This window comes from Methylobacterium sp. AC832 (genome assembly GCF_979256025.1).
The window spans coordinates 1-19,710 of sequence record NZ_CEEDMV010000016.1 but is presented as its reverse complement, the minus strand read 5'-3'; the positions used below and the strand labels follow the sequence as shown (position 1 = coordinate 19,710).

Here is a 19,710-nt window from a genome sequence, read left to right as displayed (position 1 = left end):
CCTCGAGGAATCGGTCGATTCATTCTTTCGGAGTAGGTAGTGTTAATCGGGCGTTCATCCGCCGCAAGTGTGGCAGATGCCAATTTGACCTACTTTTATTATTGCGCCGTACCTACGCGCCAAGAGTCCTGCTAACGCCTTCGGCAAAATACCAATTTATAATCGATTTCGGGACAACACGCGGTCGGCGCGCATCCCTTCGCCGGGGCAGGAGGTGGCGGCGCGCGTGGTGGCTCTGAAGCAAGGAGATCCGCTCGGCGGGACCACGCATTTAACGGCCGCCGCCATAAGCAAGGTCGCCGCTATCAGCATCTCGTCGGTGCAGCGGATCTGGCAGGAACACCGACTGCAGCAGCATCGGGGGCGTACCTTCAAGCTCTCCACCGACTCGGCCTTCGCCGCCAAACTACGCGATGTCGTCGGGCTCTACGTCGACTCGCCCGCCCACGCCGTCGTGATGTCCATCGACGATCCTTCGACAGGCTCAGCAACCATTATAGAAGTGGCTCTGTCGTAGTCCACGGTGTCCCGCGCTGGAGGACGGCGTTGGCATAGGTGAGCAGCTTCCGGGCGCAGGCGGTCAGCGCCTTTTTGTGCGGCTTCCCGGCGGCGACCAGACGCTGGTAGAGTTCGCACAGCGCCACGTTCCAGCGGAAGCTGGCCGGCAGGGCTGCCACGTAGAGGGCACGCCGCACGCTGGCGCGTCCACCACTGATGCGGCGCAGGCCCTTGTGCGTGCCCGAGTCGTGATCGAACGGCGCGAGGCCTGCCAAGCAGGCGGCTTGCTCGCGTGAGAGCTGCCCCAGCTCCGGCATGTCGATCAGCAGGGTCAGGGCGGTGCGCCGGCCGATGCCCTGGCCGCTCTCGATCAAAGGTAGTCGAGCGGCCAGTGCGGGCGCGGCATCGACCTCGGCCACGAGCCGCTTCGTCTCGGCCTTGAGGAGGCGCTGCAGCCGCTCGATCTCGCGGGTCTGCGCCTTGCGGAGCCGCACGTCGTGGAAGCTCTCCCGTCGCGTCTTGGCCCGCACGATGTCGGCTTCGATCTGCTCGATCCGGCGCAGGGCTTCGCCCAACAGGTCGAGATGGGGGTCGAACCCCGCCCGACGGGCTGTGAGACCTGCGACACACTCGGCGATCAGGCCGGCATCGAGCCGGTCGTTCTTGGCGCGTCGCCGCTTGTACTGGGCGAACGCCCGGACCTGCCGGGGCTGGAGCAGGACCACATGCAAGCCCGCCGCACACAGAGCGGCCAAGACCGTCCGCTCGTAGCCGCCCGACGCCTCGATCCCGACCGTTGAAACCCGGTGTTGCGTCAGGAAGGCCAGGAGATCGCGATGGCCAGCGCGCGTAGTGTCGACCTGCACGGTCTCGCCGCCGGGGCGAAGGGCGACGTCGAGCTTGGCTTTGCCGGTGTCTATCCCGGCAATGATCGTGGCATCGTCTGTCATCTTCGTCGATCCTGCCTCGTCTACGAACCTTGGCTGTTCAGGCAACCATCCGGATCTGATGAAGGGGGCCGTCCGCGATCCTGCTGAGCCTCATCCCCGAACGGGATCCGATGAGGTCGATCCGGCGGACGGCCGCCCGGTCCTGGATGGCGATCCAGGACCGGGCATCGCTCACGCGACACCAGCAGATTAGCAAAAACGCCTAAAACGAGGATGAGGAGAGCCAGGCGTTCACCCACACGCAGGAGGCGCTGCCGATGAAGCCGGGCCAACCGACGACACATACGTACGACTACAAGCACTACGGTACGACGACCCTGTTTGCCGACCTAAACGTCCCGGAGGGCAAGGTGATCAGTCGCCGCATGCAACGCCGCCGGAACCAGAAACTCATCCGCTTCCTCAACACGGTCCAGGCTGCAGTTCCGGCGGGCAAAATCGTCCACGCGATCCATGACAACTACGCCGTTCACAAACACCCGAAGGTCCGTGCCTGGCTCGAGCGCCACCCGCGGCTTCACCTTTCACTTCAGCCGACTTCAGCCTCGTGGTTCAACGCCGTAGAGGGCTTCTTCGCCAAGCTCGCAAAACGCCGGCTCCGACGCGGCGTGTTTGGATCGTGGCCTGCTCCCAACATCCCACCAAAGTCTAACCGAGGCTGGAAGCTCTGCTTGTAGCCGATCCTCTATAAGGCCTACAACGCCATCGCGCGTATGTTCGGCCGAATCAAGGACTTCCGTCGCATCGCTACACGAAAGGATAGGTTCGCAACCCACTATCTTTTAGTCGACTGCATCGCTGCAACCGTCATTCTTGATTATGGGTCAAAACCCTAGTCAGCGATCGTGAGATCTGCTATTAGCTGCATGAATTATATATGACGAATATAGGCCCTAAAGAGGTTTGTAAAATCATGGACATGACAGCAAATAGAATAGTCAATGTGGGCAATATAGAAATAGGAAATACACTACCACTGGTGTTAGTTGCAGGCCCCTGCCAGATGGAAAGCCGTAACCATGCGTTTGATTCTGCCAATTACTTGAAAGAAATTGCAGAGAAGCTTGAAATCAAGATAATTTTTAAAACTTCTTTTGACAAAGCAAACCGTACAAGTGGTGACGCTGGCCGTGGGATAGGCCTGAAGGCTTCAATACCAATTTTCTCAGAAATCAAAGAACGTTTCGGGCTTACGACTATCACCGACGTTCACGATGTAAATCAATGCAGCGAAATAGGTAGGGTCGTAGATATCTTGCAAATACCGGCCTTTTTGTGTAGACAGACGGATTTGTTGATTGCTGCTGCTAGAACAGGAAAAGTAGTTAATGTTAAAAAAGGACAGTTCCTCGCCCCCTGGGATATGATCAATGTAGTCAATAAGATTACGTCTGAAGGCAATGCGAATGTCCTCCTAACAGAACGCGGTACATCGTTTGGATACAATACACTTGTCTCTGATATGCGTGCTCTTCCTGAGATGGCGAAGACCGGTGCGCCTGTGATCTTTGATGCAACTCACTCCGTACAGCAACCGGGCGGTCGAGGCAAGTCTAGCGGTGGCCAACGCGAATTCGTGTCAGTGCTCGCGCGAGCTGCCGTTGCCGTTGGTGTCGCAGGCGTGTTTATAGAAACGCATGAAGATCCAGATAATGCTCCATCGGATGGACCCAATATGATTTCACACAAGCACCTCCCAATCCTTGTAGAGCAGCTGCTATCTATCGACCGTGTAGTAAAATCTTCATTGTGCAAATAAGTGCTTCGATCAATGTAACCTAAGGACCTTAAATGGAACTAGTGCAAATATTTTCCTTTTCTAGTCAAAGCGCTATAGCGGATGCAGAAGAGATCCGTCTCATGGCGGAGGCCGCGGGATGTAGCGCTAGCGTGATTTGTTATTTCGATGATCATAAGTCTCATACTGTAAATGGGAGTAGAATAGACACGCTTTGCAAGGATATTGGTTCCGCGCCATATTTATCCTCTGCCGATTTTTTCAATGCCTATGGCTTTGTTTTAAATATAGCGGACCTAATGGTACATAACGTATGTGCTGATATTAATAATCTGCCTCATCTAGCGGATAACTCAGTTTTTTCAGGGCATCTTCGGGGAATATATAGACTAATTCATGAGAAAATTTGTACGATAGAGCCGCGTCTAGTTGTCGTGCCTCATGGAGCTGAGGTTGTTTCAAGGATTACAGCATTAGTATGCTATAAAACCAGCACACCATATGTTTTTTCAGAGAGTGGATTCTTTAGTGATTATATTTTTCTTGACCTTATGGCTCCTCACTTCTTTCGTGGTGAAACCGGCGTAGACAGAGCTTGGAATAATTGTTTTGGCGATGTCGAAAACAACGCTATTCGCGTCGGTAATGGTCTCATTGATCGATGGCTAGCCCGAGAGGAGTCTAAATACATTCAAGGTCAATCACCCGGGGAGTTAGCAAAACTCGACAAGTGGCTAAAACTTGATGCTCGCCCTATAGTTTTTATTGCTGGACAACTTGCCACCGACGCCAATGTAGTTGCTTCTCTAGGTAGTTATTCATCTTACCAGGAAGTCTTGCGTGCTGCAATTGCATCAATACAGTCAGAATGGAGAATAATTTATAAACTTCATCCATTTGATGACGATAGTGGCGCCGTATTTGAGTGCGATGATAATATTTTTGTCTGTAAGCATACCAGTATTTTCCATTTGATCAAATTAGCAAATATCACAGCAACGCACTCTTCGAATGTTGGGCTGGAAGCTCTTATTATGCAGAAGCCTGTTATAACTTGGGGGAGCCCGCTTTACTCGGGTAAGAATGTTAGCATAGATTTGTATGATCCTACGTTACTTGGAGGTGCTTTGGATAAAGCGGTTCCTCCTAGTGCATCGCGGGTTGCGGCTTTGGTCGGCCTTATAATAACTACGTCATTAATTCGCAAAGGTAATGGTCGGGAGTTTCGTGCTCGCTTGGAAAAGGCCAAGGCCATTGCTGCTACAGACCGATTGGAGCACTATGGCATTTGGTATAAAAATCTAATTAAAAGCCTGAAAAATTACCTGTTTTCCATCAAAATTGGAGAAACTATACCTAGTTTAACTCGTCTACAGTTTTTACTAGACTTGAAATCGACGGATTCATCAAGTCTTATTTGTGACGAGATCCATAGGCAAACTCTGAAGCCCGCGGAGTACCTCTTTGATATCTATTTCGACTCCCCTGAAGTCAGAAATAGAGCGATAGCGGAGTTTCAATGTAGAGCAGTCAGCATATCGCTTGCTGATGGGCGTTTCGCGGAAGAGGTTGAAGCGTATTGCCATGATGGACAAGACTTTTTACTGTGGATTGACACTGGGCAATTTTGTTCCTCGAACAATCTGTTGGATATACAAGTCAAAACCTATGATGCAGCTTTAAAGGTAGCCCAGAGCGTTAAGTGTACATATGGGGCCGATCTTATTGCTATCGACAAAAAGGAGGCATATCTAGCTCACTTTAGTCTCAGAGAAAGTGCGCATACCGAGATTACATATAACGCAGGGTGCTCCAGTCGCGCCGCTATAATATATAAAAATATATTGCTTCCGTGGCAAATATTCCATGTAAACGCTAATCGCCGATTATCCGAAACACATACGTTGATTGGTCTAGATATAGAGGGGCACCTTATTTATGGGCCGAATTGCGATGTGCCGGGTGGAGAATGGATAGCAAATTTTGACCTGAGTTTGATCGGGGGTGATTTCAAATTAGATTCGCCGGATTTCCTTTATAAATCAGTAATAACGGTGGATGTTTACTGCCAAAAACTTGATCTTGTTTTGGTAAGTGAGTCGTATGGGCGGGGATTAGCTTCTGTTTCATTGCCATTTTCTATAAACTCAAGATACGCTCTGGAATTCAGAGTTTTTTCTCATGGAGTTTGTTATGGATCATTACGTTTCGGAGGTGTCATACTCGTCGATTCCTCGAAGTTAAAAGAGCCGTTCACCGGACAGGCACTAAATCTGATAAGCACTTGGTCGGCAATGGAATGACGAACTGAAGCCATAGGCAGCGACGTTAGGTAGCTAATTTCAGCATTTCATGGGGCGGGTTTTTTTGTGCTATCGCTTCGCACGGCTTTCATTGCTTTGTAGAGGGCTCGATAAGAACTGAAGCGGCGTAGGGCCGTGAGGCGGCGCGCGAAGTTGTCGACGCTGGTTTAGGTCGTAGACTCATAAGATTGGAGTCAGATGCGGATGGCTGCGAGTTTGATGCTGACGAGATAGTTGGCCGGGTCCTTGTCGTAGCGGGTGGCTACTGCTCTGAAGTGCTTGATCTTGTTGAAGAAGCGTTCGACGAGGTTGCGGTAGCGGTACAGGAACGCGCTGAAGGCGGGGACATTCTTGCGGTTCGGCATCGGCCGGACGTTGGCCCATGCCCCTTGCTTGGCCAGACGGTCTCGGCGTTCGTCGCTGTCGTAGGCCCGGTCGCCGAGCAGGGTCTGCCCCGGACCGAGCATGCTGAGCATATCGTCCGAGGAGCGGCCGTCATGGGCCTGCCCCTCGGTCAGCTTGAGAGCGATGGGGCGGCCCTCGGCATCCACCAGGGCATGAATCTTGGTGGTCAGGCCGCCGCGCGTCCTTCGAGAGCCTCAGGATAAGGCGACCCATGCAACGGGATCGGTCGTCTTTTTTTTAGCGGTGGCAGCATGCTGATGCACCCGCACGCTGGTGGCGTCGATCATCTGAATATCGCCGTCGTAAGCCTTTGACACAGCATCGATTAGTCGATCCCATACTCCGGCTTTGCGCCACCGCCGGAAGCGGTTGCCGCAGGTCGTTTGAGGTCCATACCGCGCTGGGATATCGGCCCAGGGCGCGCCCGTACGCAGACGCCAAAAGATGCCGTTGAGCCGCGCCGGTCGTCCACTCGCTCGACACCTCGTGTGTCCGTCGGCAGGGCCGGCTCGACCGCCGCCCATTCCGCATCCGTCAGATCAAACCGAGCCATCGGCATCTCCTTCCAAAGAGGAAAACCCAATGATCGTCGTCCTGATCCAAATCCCTTATGAGTTAAGACCTAGAGCGCCTGACAGAACGGCACCGGGCGGGGGGAGTGTTGTTTAGAATGACCAGACTGCTTTACGCGAAAGCTGCTTTGCGATGCCGTGACTGCGTTCCTGGATCGTGCGCAGAATGGTCAGGAGTGTCTCGAAGAGTGAGCTTAGGATCGGATCGTCGGGCAGCTGGGCTCGAACCTGCCTAGCGAAAGTCACGCCTTTGCCCGGCCCGATCAGGATCCCGACGGTCTTTGCCAACCCGCGGATTTTGTTGATGAGCGCCGTCCGCATGCCGACCAGCTGGTCGCGGGTGATCAGGAGGGCACGCAATCGATGGGTCTCAATCGACCGCACGGCTACCGGTCGATACCATCCCGGGCGAACCAGGCGTGCCAGACCTAACGCGTCGTTCCGATCCGTCTTGTTCATTTGCATCTTGTGAGCTGTAGCCGCATGCCTCGCATGAAGGCAGACGATTGGCAGCCCCCGCTCGTTGAGGGCATGCCAAAGCCAAACCGCGAGGGACTTTGTCTCGATCCCGACCTTCACGGCGCCGGGTGCCCTACGCTTAAAAACGGCCGCGATAACCTCGGGATCGGTCCTCGACGTTCCAGCCCACACACGCTCGCCCGCCCGTCGACGACGCAGATCGCGGACTCCTTCATCGAGACGTCCAGTCCAACATAGCGGGGAGACGTCCAGTCCAACATAGCGGGTCATCTTGTGTCCTCCTCTTCAGGGGATGACAGGCTACCGCGAGAGCCACGCCCTCAATTACGCCATGTGGTGGTTCACCTCCCAGCCCTTCCGTCGCAACAGGGTGTGCAGCCGCCGAAAGCCATAGCGCACCCGCGCGGCGGCCAACTCCTTCAACCGCATCCGCAGCGCAACCTGAGGGTCGGATCGCTTCCTGTAGTGCTGGGACGAACAACCGAAGCTGGTGGCCAGACAGGCCCGACGCACGCTGATCCCGTAGGCCACCTGCAGATGACCAGCGACCTCACGGCGAACGGCGGGCCTCACCACTTTCACTTAAGGACGCCCTGCAGCATGGAGCGGTCCAGCGTCAGGTCGGCACCAGTCGTTTGAGCTTGCCATTCTCGTTCTCCAGCTGCTTGAGCCATCGGATCTCCGGCACGCCCATGCCGACGAACTATTTCTTCCAGCGATAAAAGGTCGGCCCAGACACGCCCATCTTCCGGCAGACCTCGTCCACCGTGGCGCCATTCTCCGCCTGCCGCAGGGCGAAGGCGATTTGTTCATTCGTGAAGCGTTTGCGGGGCATGGCATCCACCCTCCTTCAGGGTTCAGGACGCCCGAAAAACTAGCGCTCAGCACACAACAGTTTGCCGGGGCAGTGTCACGTCAATGGTCGGCTTCATAAGATTTAAAGCCGACCATATCACAAACCAGAGCCTTGTCGGTTTAACTAAATCATTTATACCTAAACCATGATATGCCGACTGAACGCTAAGCTTTGAAATCTGCTGTATTGATAAAAGTTTCTATCAGAGTACGAAGCTTAGGAGTTTCGTCTCCATGTAAATATTGTTCTTCTAAAGTATTTACAAAAACTGTCGCAGCATCTTTTCCAGCAGTACGACAGATGCCGATAACCTTTCGCTTGATTAGAGAAAAAATATCCTTGGATCTTGAGGGAAGTTCACCATTTATATAATAGAACGCGGCACGATCAGCAAGGTGAAACCTCTCTAAGATACCCGCAAAACGCAGAGAAAGCAGATCTTGCCTGACTATAAAGTCCTTATGCTCCAAATCGAACTTCATTATCGCATCTTTATCGCGCGTGTTTAATACTTTGCTAATTTCATCAAGTATAAACTTTCGGCGATTCATATCTTCTCTTCTTACGATCTGCTGTTTTACCCTTTCATCTCTATCATGAGAAAATTTGGTCTTCAGAGAAGCTCCTTGATTTGCCGATTCTATTAAGCTAACGATTTTGCTTGACAAAAGAGGCATGAGGGAGCTGCTTTCAACAAATTCCAAAGCTTCATTTGACTGCTGCCGATTTATCAACGTAAGGGCCCAATGTTTGAGTATAGCGAAGCTTGTGTCAATGTTTGATACAGATTCACCACCGAAGTATACCGACACCAACTTTAGTATACGTTTCTTTAAAACCAACTCGGCCATCTTCCGCCAATACAATTGATTGCTGGATATCTCATTTCCGAACTTTTGATCGAATTTTTCTATGAGCTGGGTGCATTCCATTTCCACGGAGTCAAACAGTCTAAGTGCATTCCGTAAGAATTCAGCAGATGGAAGTAATTCAGCATTTATAGAATCAATGGCAAGCTCCAAAGCCTCCGCATCTCGGCCTAACCTTGATAAAGCATAAGACTGCGCAATCTTGAATGTATTGCTCCAATCTTTAAGCATAACATTCCAGGATTCGAGATGTTCTATCGCTTCAAAGTAATGATCCATTTTGCATAGGAGCTCAAAATGAAACATGACATGTCTGTAGGCGGTGATTTTCTGCTCTGAGCTACGAAAATAATTTTCATTAGTCGAAATTTTATTTATCAAAGCTTCCATCGCTCGTTTAGACATGCGCAGTGCCGATGATGGACGCTTGCGCCTCATTTGGACACGCGCGAGATTTGAAAGATAAACTGGAGAGCTTGCACGAGCTGCTCGTACAGATACTCTAAATTCTCCTCCATTCAATTTCCCCAATAAGGCTGACTCAATGTTTGATGACAAAACTCCAAAATCATTAAGTGTTCGGCCAACAGTGTGCGTTGACATAGGAACGAGCAATGCTCGCCATTCCCGATGTGTGCCTACTTTGGTTGCGTGCATGTTATCAAGAATAAAGCGTGGATCGTAGAAAATGGAAACATCGCCGTTTTTAACCAAGCCTTCTTCCATGTCATCATAAATAAAAGTAAGGTTCTGTCGATCCCCCGCCCAGCGTGTTTCGGCGGGGAATTTATGAGGATCTGCGGTGTATTGGGGCGCGATAGCAACTATGGACGTAGCTCTAAGTTTTTTAGAAAACATCAGAGCGCCGTAGCCGCCCATACTCATACCGTACGTGACTATATCTCTATACCGGTCAAGTATTCCTTGCTCATCTAAAATCGATATAGCGGCATCCATTTCCGATGTTTGCCACCAGTGATTCCATCGTGCGCAAAACATGACCGCGGGTAAGCCACATTTTTGTAGGAACGCTTGCCCAGGCCCCGTCATCTCTTCAGCAGGAGTACGAAGCTTTTTTAAAGAGCCATTTCTTGCAGAAAATGAAATGATAAGTCTGTCAGATGTCGGCTCTAGTTGACTAAGCACGACGATATCTTGTCCATCATATACTACGCTCATTTTTTAGACCCCTCTGTGCAAACTATATTTGATACGGTGAACATAATAAAATATTAGCTTTCGAAGTTACAAATAATTTTGCACAACATTCCTAAGATATCAGCGTTATAGCAGCACGCATAAATTATACATATCACTGCTGGCTGACATAGTCATTGTTTTGTTAATCGCTATACGGTTTTTTGGCGTTTGTGAAGTTTGAATGACGAGGCATTGCTACGGCTGTTAGAAGGCATTTGTAACAAATTACGCAGATTGGCGCTAGAGCCGTGCCCTGGCGGGTTGAATCGCTCGGGGTAGGCGATCTGGCTTGTCAATCGGCGTCCAATCGGGCCCCAGGATCGGCATCCAAAAAGGACCCACCTGCTGGCCGGGCTGATGACCACCGACGCAGAGATCGACGCGGCGGAGCCGGTCAGAGTGAGCGTAGCGGCGTCGATCTCATCTCCAGCCTGCCACCTGTTCAGCGCTGATGCCGTGCTCAACTTGCTGGCCCGTGTCAACGAGCCTGACCTGTCCGCTCCCGTGCTCACGCCTGCCTCGCTGACCCTCGATCTGGAGCCGCTGGCGGATTGGCCCGCTACGACGGCCTTCGTGGGCTGGAGGCGCTGTGATGGAGCGCCACACCGTCCTCGGCCTGATGGTCAAGTTGAAGCTGCGCGGGACGCGCGCGGCCTACGATGAGGTGATCACCCAAGCTGGTAAGCGTGGACACGCGCCCAAGCGGGTGATCGGCGAGTTGCTCGCCGCGCAACTCGCCGACGTGGAGAGCCGGGCGATGGCCTACCGGATGGGCAACGCCAAGTTCCCGGTGATGAAGACCCTGGCCGAGTTCGATCTCGCGATATCGCCGGTGAACGCCGCGGTGGTGCGCGACTTGCACTAGGTCAACTTCCTGACTGACAGCCGCAACGCCGTGCTCATCGGCGGCACCGGATCGGGCAAGACGCATCTGGCCATCGCCATTGGGGTCAACTGCGTGCGCGAGCGCGAGGCACGGGTTCGCTTCTTCAACACGGTCGACCTCGTCAACCAACTGGAGGCGGAGGCCCGCGCGGGTAAAGCCGGACGGCTCGCTTCGCAGCTGTCGCGCGCCGATCTCGTCATCCTGGACGAGCTGGGCTACCTGCCGTTCCCGCGGGCGGGCGGACAGATGCAGTTCCACCTGATCAGCCGGCTCTACGAGCGCACCTCGGTGATCGTGGCGACGAACCTGCCGTTTGGCGAGTGGCCGAGCGTGGTTCGGCGATGCGAAGATGACCACGGCGCTGCTCGACCGGCTGACACACCACTGCGATATGCTGGAGATCGGCAACGCTAGGTCTTAAATCATAAGGGGATTTGGACCAGGACGACGATCATTGGGTTTTCCTCTTTGGAAGGAGATGCCGATGGCTCGGTTTGATCCGACGGATGAGGAATGGGCGGCGATCGAGCCGGTCCTGCCGACGGACACACGAGGTGTCGACCTGCGGGCGGCGATCAAACGCTACATCGCCGGGCATAACCGACGCGCCAAACCCTTCGTATGGACCAAACCCGCTACCGACATCCTCGCAGCCGTCAGCCGAACCCCTGAACCATCCGTCTGAGTCAGTGCACTAGCTGGCGGTTGAAGACGCGATCCTGAGGAAGCCGGCCGCGGCACGCCGCGATCGGACGGGCGCATGGATAGGGCCGCACGGCAGGCGGCCTCGACGGCGTCCAGTCCGGCGCCTGGCACGGCCGAGAGGATCTCGACGAACTGGCGATCGCCGTCGGTGTGAGACTTCAGCCGCTCGCGGATCTCAGCGATCCCCGTCGACAGGTCCCAGTCGCGGAATGGTTCGCCGTTCCTTAAAGCACCGGGCTTGCGCGCCAGCACGGGTAGATAGTGCCAGGGATCGTAGATGGTCTCGTTACGACCGAAGTAGCGCCCGTGGTCGGCAATCGGCTCACCGCTCAGGAAGACGAGGATGCGCTCGGCGTAGGCGCGCAGCTGCACACGCCGGCCTGCTCGGCGAACTCCGTGTCGAGTGCTGCGATGCGCGAGTCGAGGAACTGCCAGCGTTCGCCTACGTCCGCCACGAGGATGCGCATGCGTGGCGTGATATTCAAGTCGCTGTCGGAATCGAGCAAGTCGTTCAGGCAGGCCGCGAGCTTGGCGCGTCCCTACGGGACGACGTGGCCACGCTCCAGCAGGATGGCGCGGATCTGATTCATCAGGGCTGTGCGTTCGCCGATGAGTTGGTCGCGCACCCGGTGCAAGGTCTGCATGTTGAACCGCTCCGGGTTTCCCGGAGGCTCCAGTTCTTGAGAGGATGGAGCCATGACGAAGCGAACCCCACCCTATTCTCCCGAAGTCCGCGAACGTGCCGTGCGGATGGTTTTCGACCATCAGAGCGAGCATGGCTCGCGATGGGCGGCGATCCAGTCAATCGCCACTAAGATCGGGTGCTTGGGCGAGGCGTTGCGCAACTGGTTCCGGCAGTCCGAGGGTGACCGAGGTCAACGTGCTGGGCCGCCGACGGAGGAGCGCGAGCGGATCAAGGCGCTGGAGCGTGAGAACCGCGAGCTCAGGCAGGCCAACGAGATCCTTCGGAAGGCGTCGGCATATTCAATGATGGCGGAGCTCGACCGCCCATTCAAACGATGAAAGTGTTCATCGACGAGCACCGCGATGCCTACGGGGTCGAGCCGATCTGCAAGGGCTGCCGATCGCCCCATCGACCTACTACGCGCATGCCGCGCGGCGCGCCGATCCCGGCAAGCTACTGGCACGGGCCAGGAGCGACGCCGTGCTGATGATCAAGATCCGGCGCGTGTTCGAGGCGAACTTCTGCGTCTACGGCGTGCGCAAGGTCTGGCGACAGCTCGGCCGGGAAGGGATCGTGGTGGCCCGTTGCACCATCGCGCTGCTGGTGCGGACGATGGAACTGAGGGGCGTCGTGCGGGGCAAGACGGTTCGGACGACGAGCCCCGATCCGGCAGCTTTATGCCCACTCGATCGCGTCAACCGCCAGTTCAAGGCACCGCACCCGAACACCCTGTGGGTCTCGGACTTCACCTATGTCGCGACCTGGGGCGGCTTCGTCTATGTGGCCTTCGTGATCGACGTCTTCGCCCGTCGCATCGTCGGCTGGCGTGGGTCCCAAACCGCTCATGCCAGCTTCGTGCTGGATGCCTTGGAGCAGGCCCTGCACGAGCGTCGTCCGGTCCGGCGTGGCGGCCTCGTGCATCATAGCGACAGGGGCTCGCAATACCTGTCGATCCGCTACACGGCGCGGCTCGCCGAGGCCGGTGTCGAGCCGTCCGTCGGCAGCGTCGGTGACAGCTACGACAATGCTCTGGCCGAGACGATCAACGACCTCTTCACGGCCGAGGTGATCCATCGTCGTGGCCCGTGGCGCTCCTTCGAGGCGGTCGAGTTCGTCACCCTCGAATGGGTCGACTTGTTCAACACCCGCTGCCTGCTCGAACCCATCAGGAATATCCCTCCCGCCGAGGCCGAAGCGCGCTACTATGCCCACCCCGAGGTGCGAGCCTTGGCCGCTTGACCCAAACCAAATGGCCTCCGGGGAACCTGGAGCGGTTCACCTCGGGTGCAAGCAAAATCTCTGGACGGGTGCGGTGCGTGATCGGATGCTGCCATGTGTCAGGCGTCTGATGCGGTGGGTTGCATGCCGCGGGCCCGTATGGGAGTGCGAGAGTCGGGACCACATCACTACAGTGCGCTCGAAGCGCTCCCCGTGCGCCTGGTTCTCCCAACTCCGTCTCACCGACGTTGCGCCATACCTGTCCGTCGACCTCCTCACGCCCTCCGACAGCCTCGCGTCCGCCCCGCCTACGCGGTGGCGGCCGGAGCTCGGTAGATCCCACCCATGGTGCGGCGGTCAAAGACCGATCAGGAAGGCAGGGGCATAGAGAAGGCGATACCGCACGGGCTGTTCATCCGGCCGGTTGCCCTGGTGCGGGACTGGCTCGATGCGGCCGGGATCACAGAAGGTCCAGTGTTCTGGCCGGTGTCTCGGTCGTGGAGGATGCGGGGCCTCAATCTGGTTAATTCCCATATTGCCGATGACGAGAGTATTTCAGCCGTCTCCGAAAAACGCGATGCAAAAACCGTAACGAACCCCGTACCGGTTTCTCTCCGCCTCATGACGTAGGTCGTAGCGGACACTATCAAGCGGTACGCACTCGCGGCCGGGCTCGATGCCTCGATCTTCGGGGCGCACAGCCTCCGTACTAGTTTTATAACGACGGCGGCCGAGCGAGGCGCGGATCTCGCCCGCATCATGGATCGGTCGGGCCACCGCGATCCACGGACGGTGCTTGGCTACATCCGCCGGGCGAACGCCTTCAAGGATCATTCGGGGAGCGGGTTTCTATAGAAGGCGTCAAGATTGGCCTACCCCTCAAAATCGCGGCTCATGGGTCCGCTGCCGCTCGCCTTTGATTTCAATGTTGCCCTCGCTAGAACATCACTGGTCGGCGGTCTTTCGTGGGGTTGCCGCGTCCTAGCAATGGGATCAGAAGTCTAAAACGGTCTCGTGCCGGCCTGCCAGCTTCTGAGAAACTGCGCGGGCCCTGTGACGAGTTGCTGGACTTATGGGGCGAGTATTGGCTCCCGAAAAACGCTAGTTATACCGCTAACATTTGTCATTAATGAGAAAAGTGAGAAGAAATGAAGATTTTAATCTACAATGATACCAGACCTTATCATTGCGGCTGCGAAGCCGTTATGGATTTCATCGAAGCCACACTTGTATCACAAGGCCATGAGTTGCGAGGCGGATACTTAAACTATGGGAACTACCAGAGCAGGCTCATAAAAAGGAGAGGCGGCGTCGCCAAAAGACCGATTTCTGATGAAGATTTGGCGTGGTGCGATGCCGTGCTGGTGAACGGCGAGGGAGGGGGCGCTGCGAGGTGGAACCTGAATGCGCTGGCCGCCGCTCACAGTGCAGGAAAGAGGACCTATCTTTGCAATTCAATCTGGCCCGAGCGACTTCACCCCGACTGGAAGGAGTTGCTTCCGGTCCTGACCAAGGTCAACCTGCGCGGTGCTATCAGCTTGAAGCACTGCTTGAGTCACGGCGCTGTAGGAGCGGAAGCCACATTAGATTTCTCTTACTTCAATTCTGTCGGAAATCCAGCGCTATACTACAATTTCAATGGGGGGGAATTGTTCGGGGACTTCTACGAGTTCGAACCCGAGCGCGAAAAGTTGCAGGCAGCGTTCATCGGCTGGCCTACACTCCCAATGATTCCAAGAATTTGTGGATGGGATTACTTCGTAAAAAGCTTGTCAACAGCGTCTCTCTACGTAACGGGCCGTCATCATGGAATATACGCGGCGTGCAAGGCGCGGACTCCATTCGTCACTTATAGACGTGAAAATCACAAGATTCTTGATCTTTTTGAAAGTTCCGGCATTTCAATTCCCTACCCGTCGTCCGAGACGGAACTCAATGAGGCAGTGGCTTGGGCCAGAGCCAATAGGGGCGTGTATGATCAACTCTTCGACTGGATGGAGTCTCAGGCGCCTTGGCCTGGCATAATCGAAGGAACAAGGTAAACCGTCGATGCTGCCTATCGGACAACTTGAAAGGCCCCCTTCCGTGCGCGTCGGTGTCGTGATTTACAGATGCTGTGGGCGTTGAGGAGGCTCGAATGGGTCAACCAGGGTTCTTCGATTTGGATGAGTGCTACCGGCGTCTGTCGAGAGACGGCGACCCGCTGGTGAAACTCGCCGCCCTGATCGACTTCGAGGTGTCCGATCGCAAGCCCCGCTAAGCCTCCTTCCATGCATACACATCCAGCCACTCCCGAATGCGCGGGGCAGCCTCTTTCTCCGTCTGGTCGTCTGAGTTCTCGTAATCTGCGATCAGCGCCTCGGCAGCTGGAATTCCCGGGCGTTGATTTCGGTGACCGACCGGCCTAACCGGCCTGGCATTCCGCTTTACCCCTCGTCTTGCTAGTCAGGCCTACCCCATGAGCGAACAAATCGCGCGCGCCACTGCTACGATGCAGGTCCCGGCCTTGTCTGGTCTTTCCACCGTGGCCGAACGCTACGACCTGATCCTGTGCGATGTCTGGGGCGTCCTTCATGACGGCATGCGGGCTCATCGGGGGCGGGCGAGGCGCTGATCCGATTCCGCACCCTGCCCGAAGCCGGTCGCCGACGGCGCGTTATCCTCGTCTCGAATGCCCCACGCCCCTGGGCCGGCGTCCAGACCATCCTCGACGGCTACGGCGTGCCGCGCGAGGCCTATGACGCCATCCTCACCTCCGGCGATCTGACCCGGCGGCTGATCGCGGAGCATCCGGGCGAGCGCATCCACCATCTCGGGCCGGAACGCGACGTGACGATCTTCGATGGCCTCGATATCCGCCTCGTGGCGGCCGGTGAGGCGGAGCGTGTCGTCTGCACCGGCCTGTTCGACGACACGATCGAGACGGCGGAGGATTACCGGGATACGCTGGCCGGCTTCCGGGCACGAGACGTGCCGATGATCTGTGCTAATCCCGATCTCGTGGTCGAGCGCCAGAAGAAGTTGATTCCCTGCGCCGGCCTGATCGCGCAGGCCTATGAGGAGATCGGCGGCGCAGTGACCTATGCCGGCAAGCCGTACCGCCCGGTCTACGAGGCGGCCCTTGCCATGGCGGGTGCCCTGGACGACGCCGGCGAACCCAAAGTCGCCCGCGTCCTGGCGGTCGGCGACGCCCTGCGCACCGACATCGCTGGTGCCGCGGCTTACGGCATCCCGAACCTGCTGGTGGCGCGCGGCATCCATGCGGAAGAGCTCGGCGTCGTAGCCGAGCACGACACGTTGGGCGACGTCACTGAATGGCTCTCCTGCCAGGAGGTCCAACCTGATGCCGTCATCGAGCGGTTGGTCTGGTAGCGCAGCTGAACCCTTCAGTCGAGGATCGTTCGACCCTTGGCTTACTCTAGAGCGAGTTCCGCTCATGTAGCGACGGCTACGTCGTGGTCGTATCCGGCGGCGGCGAGATAGTTTCGGCACTCTTGGGGTGTGAAGCGAGCGAAGGCCTTCCGGATCTCTTTGCGGAGATCTGGGATGGTGCGTGGAGCGGCGGCGCGCAGGAGGGCCTTCAGCTTGGCGAAGGCCTGCTCGATCGGGTTGAAGTCGCTACGCGGTCCTTCGGTTCAGGGCTGTAGGCCGGCAGGTAGCGGATCCGTGCGCCGGCCGCCTCGATGGCCTCGCGGATACCGGCCACCTTGTGGACGTTCAGGTTGTCGAGGATGACGGTGTCGCCCTGTTTCAGCTCTGGGACCAGGGTGTCGGTCACGTAGGTGCGGAAGCGTGCCCCGTTCGTGGCCCCATCGAACAGGGCGACGGCTGTGGGACCGCTGGTGCGCAGGGCGGCGGTGACGGTGGTGGTCTTGTAATGATGGGGTGGACGCCCCCGACGGCATCGACGTGCCAGATTGGTGGTGTTGTGAACCACCCGAGGGAGGCGTCCGTGACAGAGGTTAGCATCATCGGCCTGGATCTGGCCAAGAACGTCTTCCAGGCGCACGGCGCGAACGCTGCCGGTGCGCCGATCTTCCGCAAGAAGCTGCGGCGGGAGCAGGTGCTGGCCTTCTTTGCGGCCCAACCACCCTGCCTCGTGGCGATGGAGGCCTGCCCCGGCGCTCATCATTGGGGCCGCGAGATTGGCAAGCTCGGTCACACGGTGAAGCTGATCGCGCCTGCCCACGTGAAGCCCTTCGTCAAGCGCCAGAAGAACGACGCGGCCGATGCCGAGGCGATCTGCGAGGCCGCGCAGCGTCCGACCATGCGCTTCGTTGCCGTGAAGAGCGAAGCCAAGCAGGCCTCCGCGGTGATCTTCCGGACCCGCGACGTGTTGGTCGGCCAGCGCACCCAGCTCATCAACGCGATCCGCGGCCATCTTGCCGAGTACGGCCTGATCGCGCTGCAGGGGCCCGCCCATATCGAGCGGTTGATCGCGCAGATCGAGGATCCCGCTTCGGACATTCCTCCAGCCGCCCGCGCCGGCCTCGCCGTTCTCGTCTGTGCGCTCCGCCATCTGCAGGAGCAGACCGCAACCCTGGATGCTGAGATCGCCACGCGCGCGAAGGCCGACGATACGGCACGGCGGCTGATGAGCGTGCCGGGCATCGGCCCGCTGATCGCCACTGCCATCGAGGCCCTGGCCCCGCCCGTTGAGACGTTTCGTTCGGGCCGCGACTTCGCCGCATGGGTCGGGCTGACACCGGTGCAACGCTCGACCGGCGGCAAAGAGCGCCTGGGTCGCACCTCGCGCATGGGCGAGCGGACGCTGAGACGCCTGCTCATCATTGCGGCCAGCGCGTTGGTACGCTGGGCCAAGCGCAAGGGCGTGCCGGCCGACTCATGGCTCGGCCAGATGCTCGCTCGCAAGCCGCCGATGCTGGTCATCGTAGCTGTGGCGAACAAGAACGCGCGCATCGCGTGGGCCCTTCTGACGAAGGGTGGGATCTACCGAGCTCCGGCCGTCACCGCGTAGGCGGGGCGGACGCGAGGCTGTCGGAGGGCGTGAGGAGGTCGACGGACAGGTATAGCGCAACGTCGGTGAGACGGAGTTGGGAGAACCAGGCGCACGGGGAGCGCTTCGAGCGCACTGTAGTGATGTGGTCCCGACTCTCGCACTCCCATACGGGCCCGCGGCATGCAACCCACCGCATCAGACGCCTGACACATGGCAGCATCCGATCACGCACCGCACCCGTTCAGAGATTTTGCTTGCACCCGAAGGGGCGTCCACACATGCCCGTGCGGTACGGCCATCCGGCAGCGCACACCGCGTGGAGCCCGACCATAGCGGCGGGCCATCTTCGTGTTGGTGGCCGTCTCGTCGAGGAAGACCAACCGGTCCGGATCGAGGTCGGGCTGCCCCTCGAACCAGATCTGCCGGGCCGCTCTCACATCCGGCCGTTCTTGCTCAGCTGCGTGAACCGCCCCTTTTTACGGGTGATTCGATGCCGCCGGAAGAAGCGCCACAAGCCGCTGGTGCTGGTCTGCACGCCGTGCCCAGACAGGGCATCGCGCAACTCACGCAGAAAGATCTCCGGCCGCGCCTCGTAGAGGCCCAGGATCAGGTCGGCATGCGCCTCAATGCGGTGAGAGGCATGGTCGCCACCCAACGGCTTGGCTGCAACCTGGCCTTCGTGCTGGAAACGCTCCGACCAACGGCTGGCTCGACACGCTGACCCCGAACCGAGCGGCGGCCTGATGGCAGGACGCACCCCCGGCCACAGCGGCCACGACACGTTCACGCAGATCCATGGATAACGGTGACGGCATCGGCACCTCCTTTGCCCGTCAACGCTCCAGCCCCAAACCCGTCGCAACGCGCTCGGAAACCGCTCTAGGTCGTAGACTCATAAGATTGGAGCCAGATGCGGATGGCTGCGAGTTTGATGCTGGCGAGATAGTTGGCCGGGTCCTTGTCGTAGCGGGTGGCTACTGCTCTGAAGTGCTTGATCTTGTTGAAGAAGCGTTCGACGAGGTTGCGGTAGCGGTACAGGAACGCGCTGAAGGCGGGGACATTCTTGCGGTTCGGCATCGGCCGGACGTTGGCCCATGCCCCTTGCTTGGCCAGACGGTCTCGGCGTTCGTCGCTGTCGTAAGCCCGGTCGCCGAGCAGGGTCTGCCCCGGACCGAGCATGCTGAGCATATCGTCCGAGGAGCGGCCGTCATGGGCCTGCCCCTCGGTCAGCTTGAGAGCGATGGGGCCGCCCTCGGCATCCACAAGGGCATGAATCTTGGTGGTCAGGCCGCCGCGCGTCCTTCGAGAGCCTTGCAATAGCGACTTGGATTATGGTCGCCGTGTTCCGTGAGGAATGCCCCACCCCGGATGGCCGTCCGGAGTGG

General features: G+C 57.4%; 10 protein-coding genes, 11 pseudogenes and 1 other annotated feature. Of the genes and pseudogenes, 11 read left to right on the top strand and 10 right to left on the bottom strand.

Annotation, left to right across the window (positions count from 1 at the left end; genetic code table 11):
• Nucleotides 1-226: 226 nt before the first annotated feature.
• On the top strand, nucleotides 227-517 hold the full coding sequence (locus AC0IXR_RS24730) for a hypothetical protein (RefSeq protein ID WP_471762555.1): 291 nt from the start codon (nucleotides 227-229) through the stop codon (nucleotides 515-517).
• Here AC0IXR_RS24730 and AC0IXR_RS24725 read toward each other — a convergent pair.
• Entirely contained in the window at nucleotides 495-1,448 is a 954-nt protein-coding gene (locus AC0IXR_RS24725; RefSeq protein ID WP_471762554.1) for an IS110 family RNA-guided transposase, read from the bottom strand. The genes AC0IXR_RS24730 and AC0IXR_RS24725 overlap by 23 nt on opposite strands.
• Before the next feature lie 206 nt (nucleotides 1,449-1,654).
• Between AC0IXR_RS24725 and AC0IXR_RS24720 the strand changes: the two are divergent.
• From AC0IXR_RS24720 to AC0IXR_RS24705, 4 genes and pseudogenes are all read left to right on the top strand, one after another.
• Nucleotides 1,655-2,068 (top strand): annotated as a pseudogene (locus AC0IXR_RS24720) (IS630 family transposase); the annotation flags it as partial.
• Between the two features lie 3 nt (nucleotides 2,069-2,071).
• Nucleotides 2,072-2,284, top strand: a pseudogene (locus AC0IXR_RS24715) (hypothetical protein); the annotation flags it as partial.
• 41 nt (nucleotides 2,285-2,325) lie between these two features.
• On the top strand, nucleotides 2,326-3,207 hold the full coding sequence (kdsA, locus tag AC0IXR_RS24710; RefSeq protein WP_471762552.1) for a 3-deoxy-8-phosphooctulonate synthase: 882 nt from the start codon (nucleotides 2,326-2,328) through the stop codon (nucleotides 3,205-3,207).
• A 101-nt stretch (nucleotides 3,208-3,308) separates the two neighbouring features.
• The gene (locus AC0IXR_RS24705) at nucleotides 3,309-5,489 is read left to right on the top strand and encodes a capsular polysaccharide export protein, LipB/KpsS family (protein WP_471762551.1); all 2,181 of its coding nucleotides are present in this window, start codon (nucleotides 3,309-3,311) and stop codon (nucleotides 5,487-5,489) included.
• 194 nt (nucleotides 5,490-5,683) lie between these two features.
• On the opposite strand, the pseudogene AC0IXR_RS24700 reads toward AC0IXR_RS24705, so the two are convergent.
• The 4 genes and pseudogenes from AC0IXR_RS24700 to AC0IXR_RS24685 form a co-directional block, all read right to left on the bottom strand.
• Nucleotides 5,684-6,453, bottom strand: a pseudogene (locus AC0IXR_RS24700) (IS5 family transposase).
• 106 nt (nucleotides 6,454-6,559) lie between these two features.
• Nucleotides 6,560-7,216 carry an IS110 family transposase gene (locus AC0IXR_RS24695; protein WP_471762550.1) on the bottom strand — a complete coding sequence of 219 codons (657 nt, stop codon included), beginning with the start codon at nucleotides 7,214-7,216 and terminating at the stop codon, nucleotides 6,560-6,562.
• Nucleotides 7,217-7,282: 66 nt separating this feature from the next.
• A pseudogene (locus tag AC0IXR_RS24690) lies at nucleotides 7,283-7,781 on the bottom strand (transposase); the annotation flags it as partial.
• Between the two features lie 185 nt (nucleotides 7,782-7,966).
• Nucleotides 7,967-9,850 (bottom strand): hypothetical protein, encoded by a 1,884-nt coding sequence (locus AC0IXR_RS24685; RefSeq protein WP_471762549.1) that lies wholly within the window; start codon nucleotides 9,848-9,850, stop codon nucleotides 7,967-7,969.
• A 613-nt stretch (nucleotides 9,851-10,463) separates the two neighbouring features.
• Between AC0IXR_RS24685 and istB the strand changes: the two are divergent.
• Nucleotides 10,464-11,178 (top strand): annotated as a pseudogene (gene istB, locus AC0IXR_RS24680) (IS21-like element helper ATPase IstB).
• Nucleotides 11,179-11,339: 161 nt separating this feature from the next.
• On the opposite strand, the gene AC0IXR_RS24675 reads toward istB, so the two are convergent.
• Nucleotides 11,340-11,834, bottom strand: a complete 495-nt coding sequence (locus AC0IXR_RS24675) for a hypothetical protein (RefSeq protein WP_471762548.1) — start codon at nucleotides 11,832-11,834, stop codon at nucleotides 11,340-11,342.
• Between the two features lie 5 nt (nucleotides 11,835-11,839).
• Nucleotides 11,840-12,172, bottom strand: a pseudogene (locus AC0IXR_RS24670) (hypothetical protein); the annotation flags it as partial.
• Between AC0IXR_RS24670 and AC0IXR_RS24665 the strand changes: the two are divergent.
• The 4 genes and pseudogenes from AC0IXR_RS24665 to AC0IXR_RS24650 all read left to right on the top strand — a co-directional run bounded on the left by AC0IXR_RS24665 (nucleotide 12,159) and on the right by AC0IXR_RS24650 (nucleotide 16,737).
• A pseudogene (locus AC0IXR_RS24665) lies at nucleotides 12,159-13,386 on the top strand (IS3 family transposase). The pseudogenes AC0IXR_RS24670 and AC0IXR_RS24665 sit on opposite strands and share 14 nt — an antisense overlap.
• Nucleotides 12,440-12,555: a sequence feature (AL1L pseudoknot), on the top strand. Its footprint overlaps the pseudogene before it by 116 nt.
• Before the next feature lie 624 nt (nucleotides 13,387-14,010).
• A complete protein-coding gene (locus tag AC0IXR_RS24660; RefSeq protein WP_156467863.1) occupies nucleotides 14,011-14,220 on the top strand; it encodes a tyrosine-type recombinase/integrase in 210 nt (69 codons plus the stop codon).
• 350 nt (nucleotides 14,221-14,570) lie between these two features.
• Nucleotides 14,571-15,407: a polysaccharide pyruvyl transferase family protein gene (locus tag AC0IXR_RS24655; RefSeq protein WP_471762547.1), complete on the top strand. Its 837-nt coding sequence runs from the start codon at nucleotides 14,571-14,573 to the stop codon at nucleotides 15,405-15,407.
• Nucleotides 15,408-15,856: 449 nt separating this feature from the next.
• Nucleotides 15,857-16,737 (top strand): annotated as a pseudogene (locus tag AC0IXR_RS24650) (TIGR01459 family HAD-type hydrolase).
• Nucleotides 16,738-16,799: 62 nt separating this feature from the next.
• On the opposite strand, the pseudogene AC0IXR_RS24645 reads toward AC0IXR_RS24650, so the two are convergent.
• A pseudogene (locus tag AC0IXR_RS24645) lies at nucleotides 16,800-17,320 on the bottom strand (transposase); the annotation flags it as partial.
• Between AC0IXR_RS24645 and AC0IXR_RS24640 the strand changes: the two are divergent.
• Nucleotides 17,318-18,343: an IS110 family RNA-guided transposase gene (locus tag AC0IXR_RS24640; protein ID WP_471762546.1), complete on the top strand. Its 1,026-nt coding sequence runs from the start codon at nucleotides 17,318-17,320 to the stop codon at nucleotides 18,341-18,343. The pseudogene AC0IXR_RS24645 and the gene AC0IXR_RS24640 overlap by 3 nt on opposite strands.
• Before the next feature lie 260 nt (nucleotides 18,344-18,603).
• Here the strand turns inward: AC0IXR_RS24640 and AC0IXR_RS24635 are convergent.
• Together AC0IXR_RS24635 and AC0IXR_RS24630 are read right to left on the bottom strand one after the other, a co-directional pair.
• Nucleotides 18,604-19,140: pseudogene (locus AC0IXR_RS24635) on the bottom strand (IS630 family transposase); the annotation flags it as partial.
• 64 nt (nucleotides 19,141-19,204) lie between these two features.
• A pseudogene (locus tag AC0IXR_RS24630) lies at nucleotides 19,205-19,636 on the bottom strand (IS5 family transposase); the annotation flags it as partial.
• Nucleotides 19,637-19,710 lie beyond the last annotated feature (74 nt).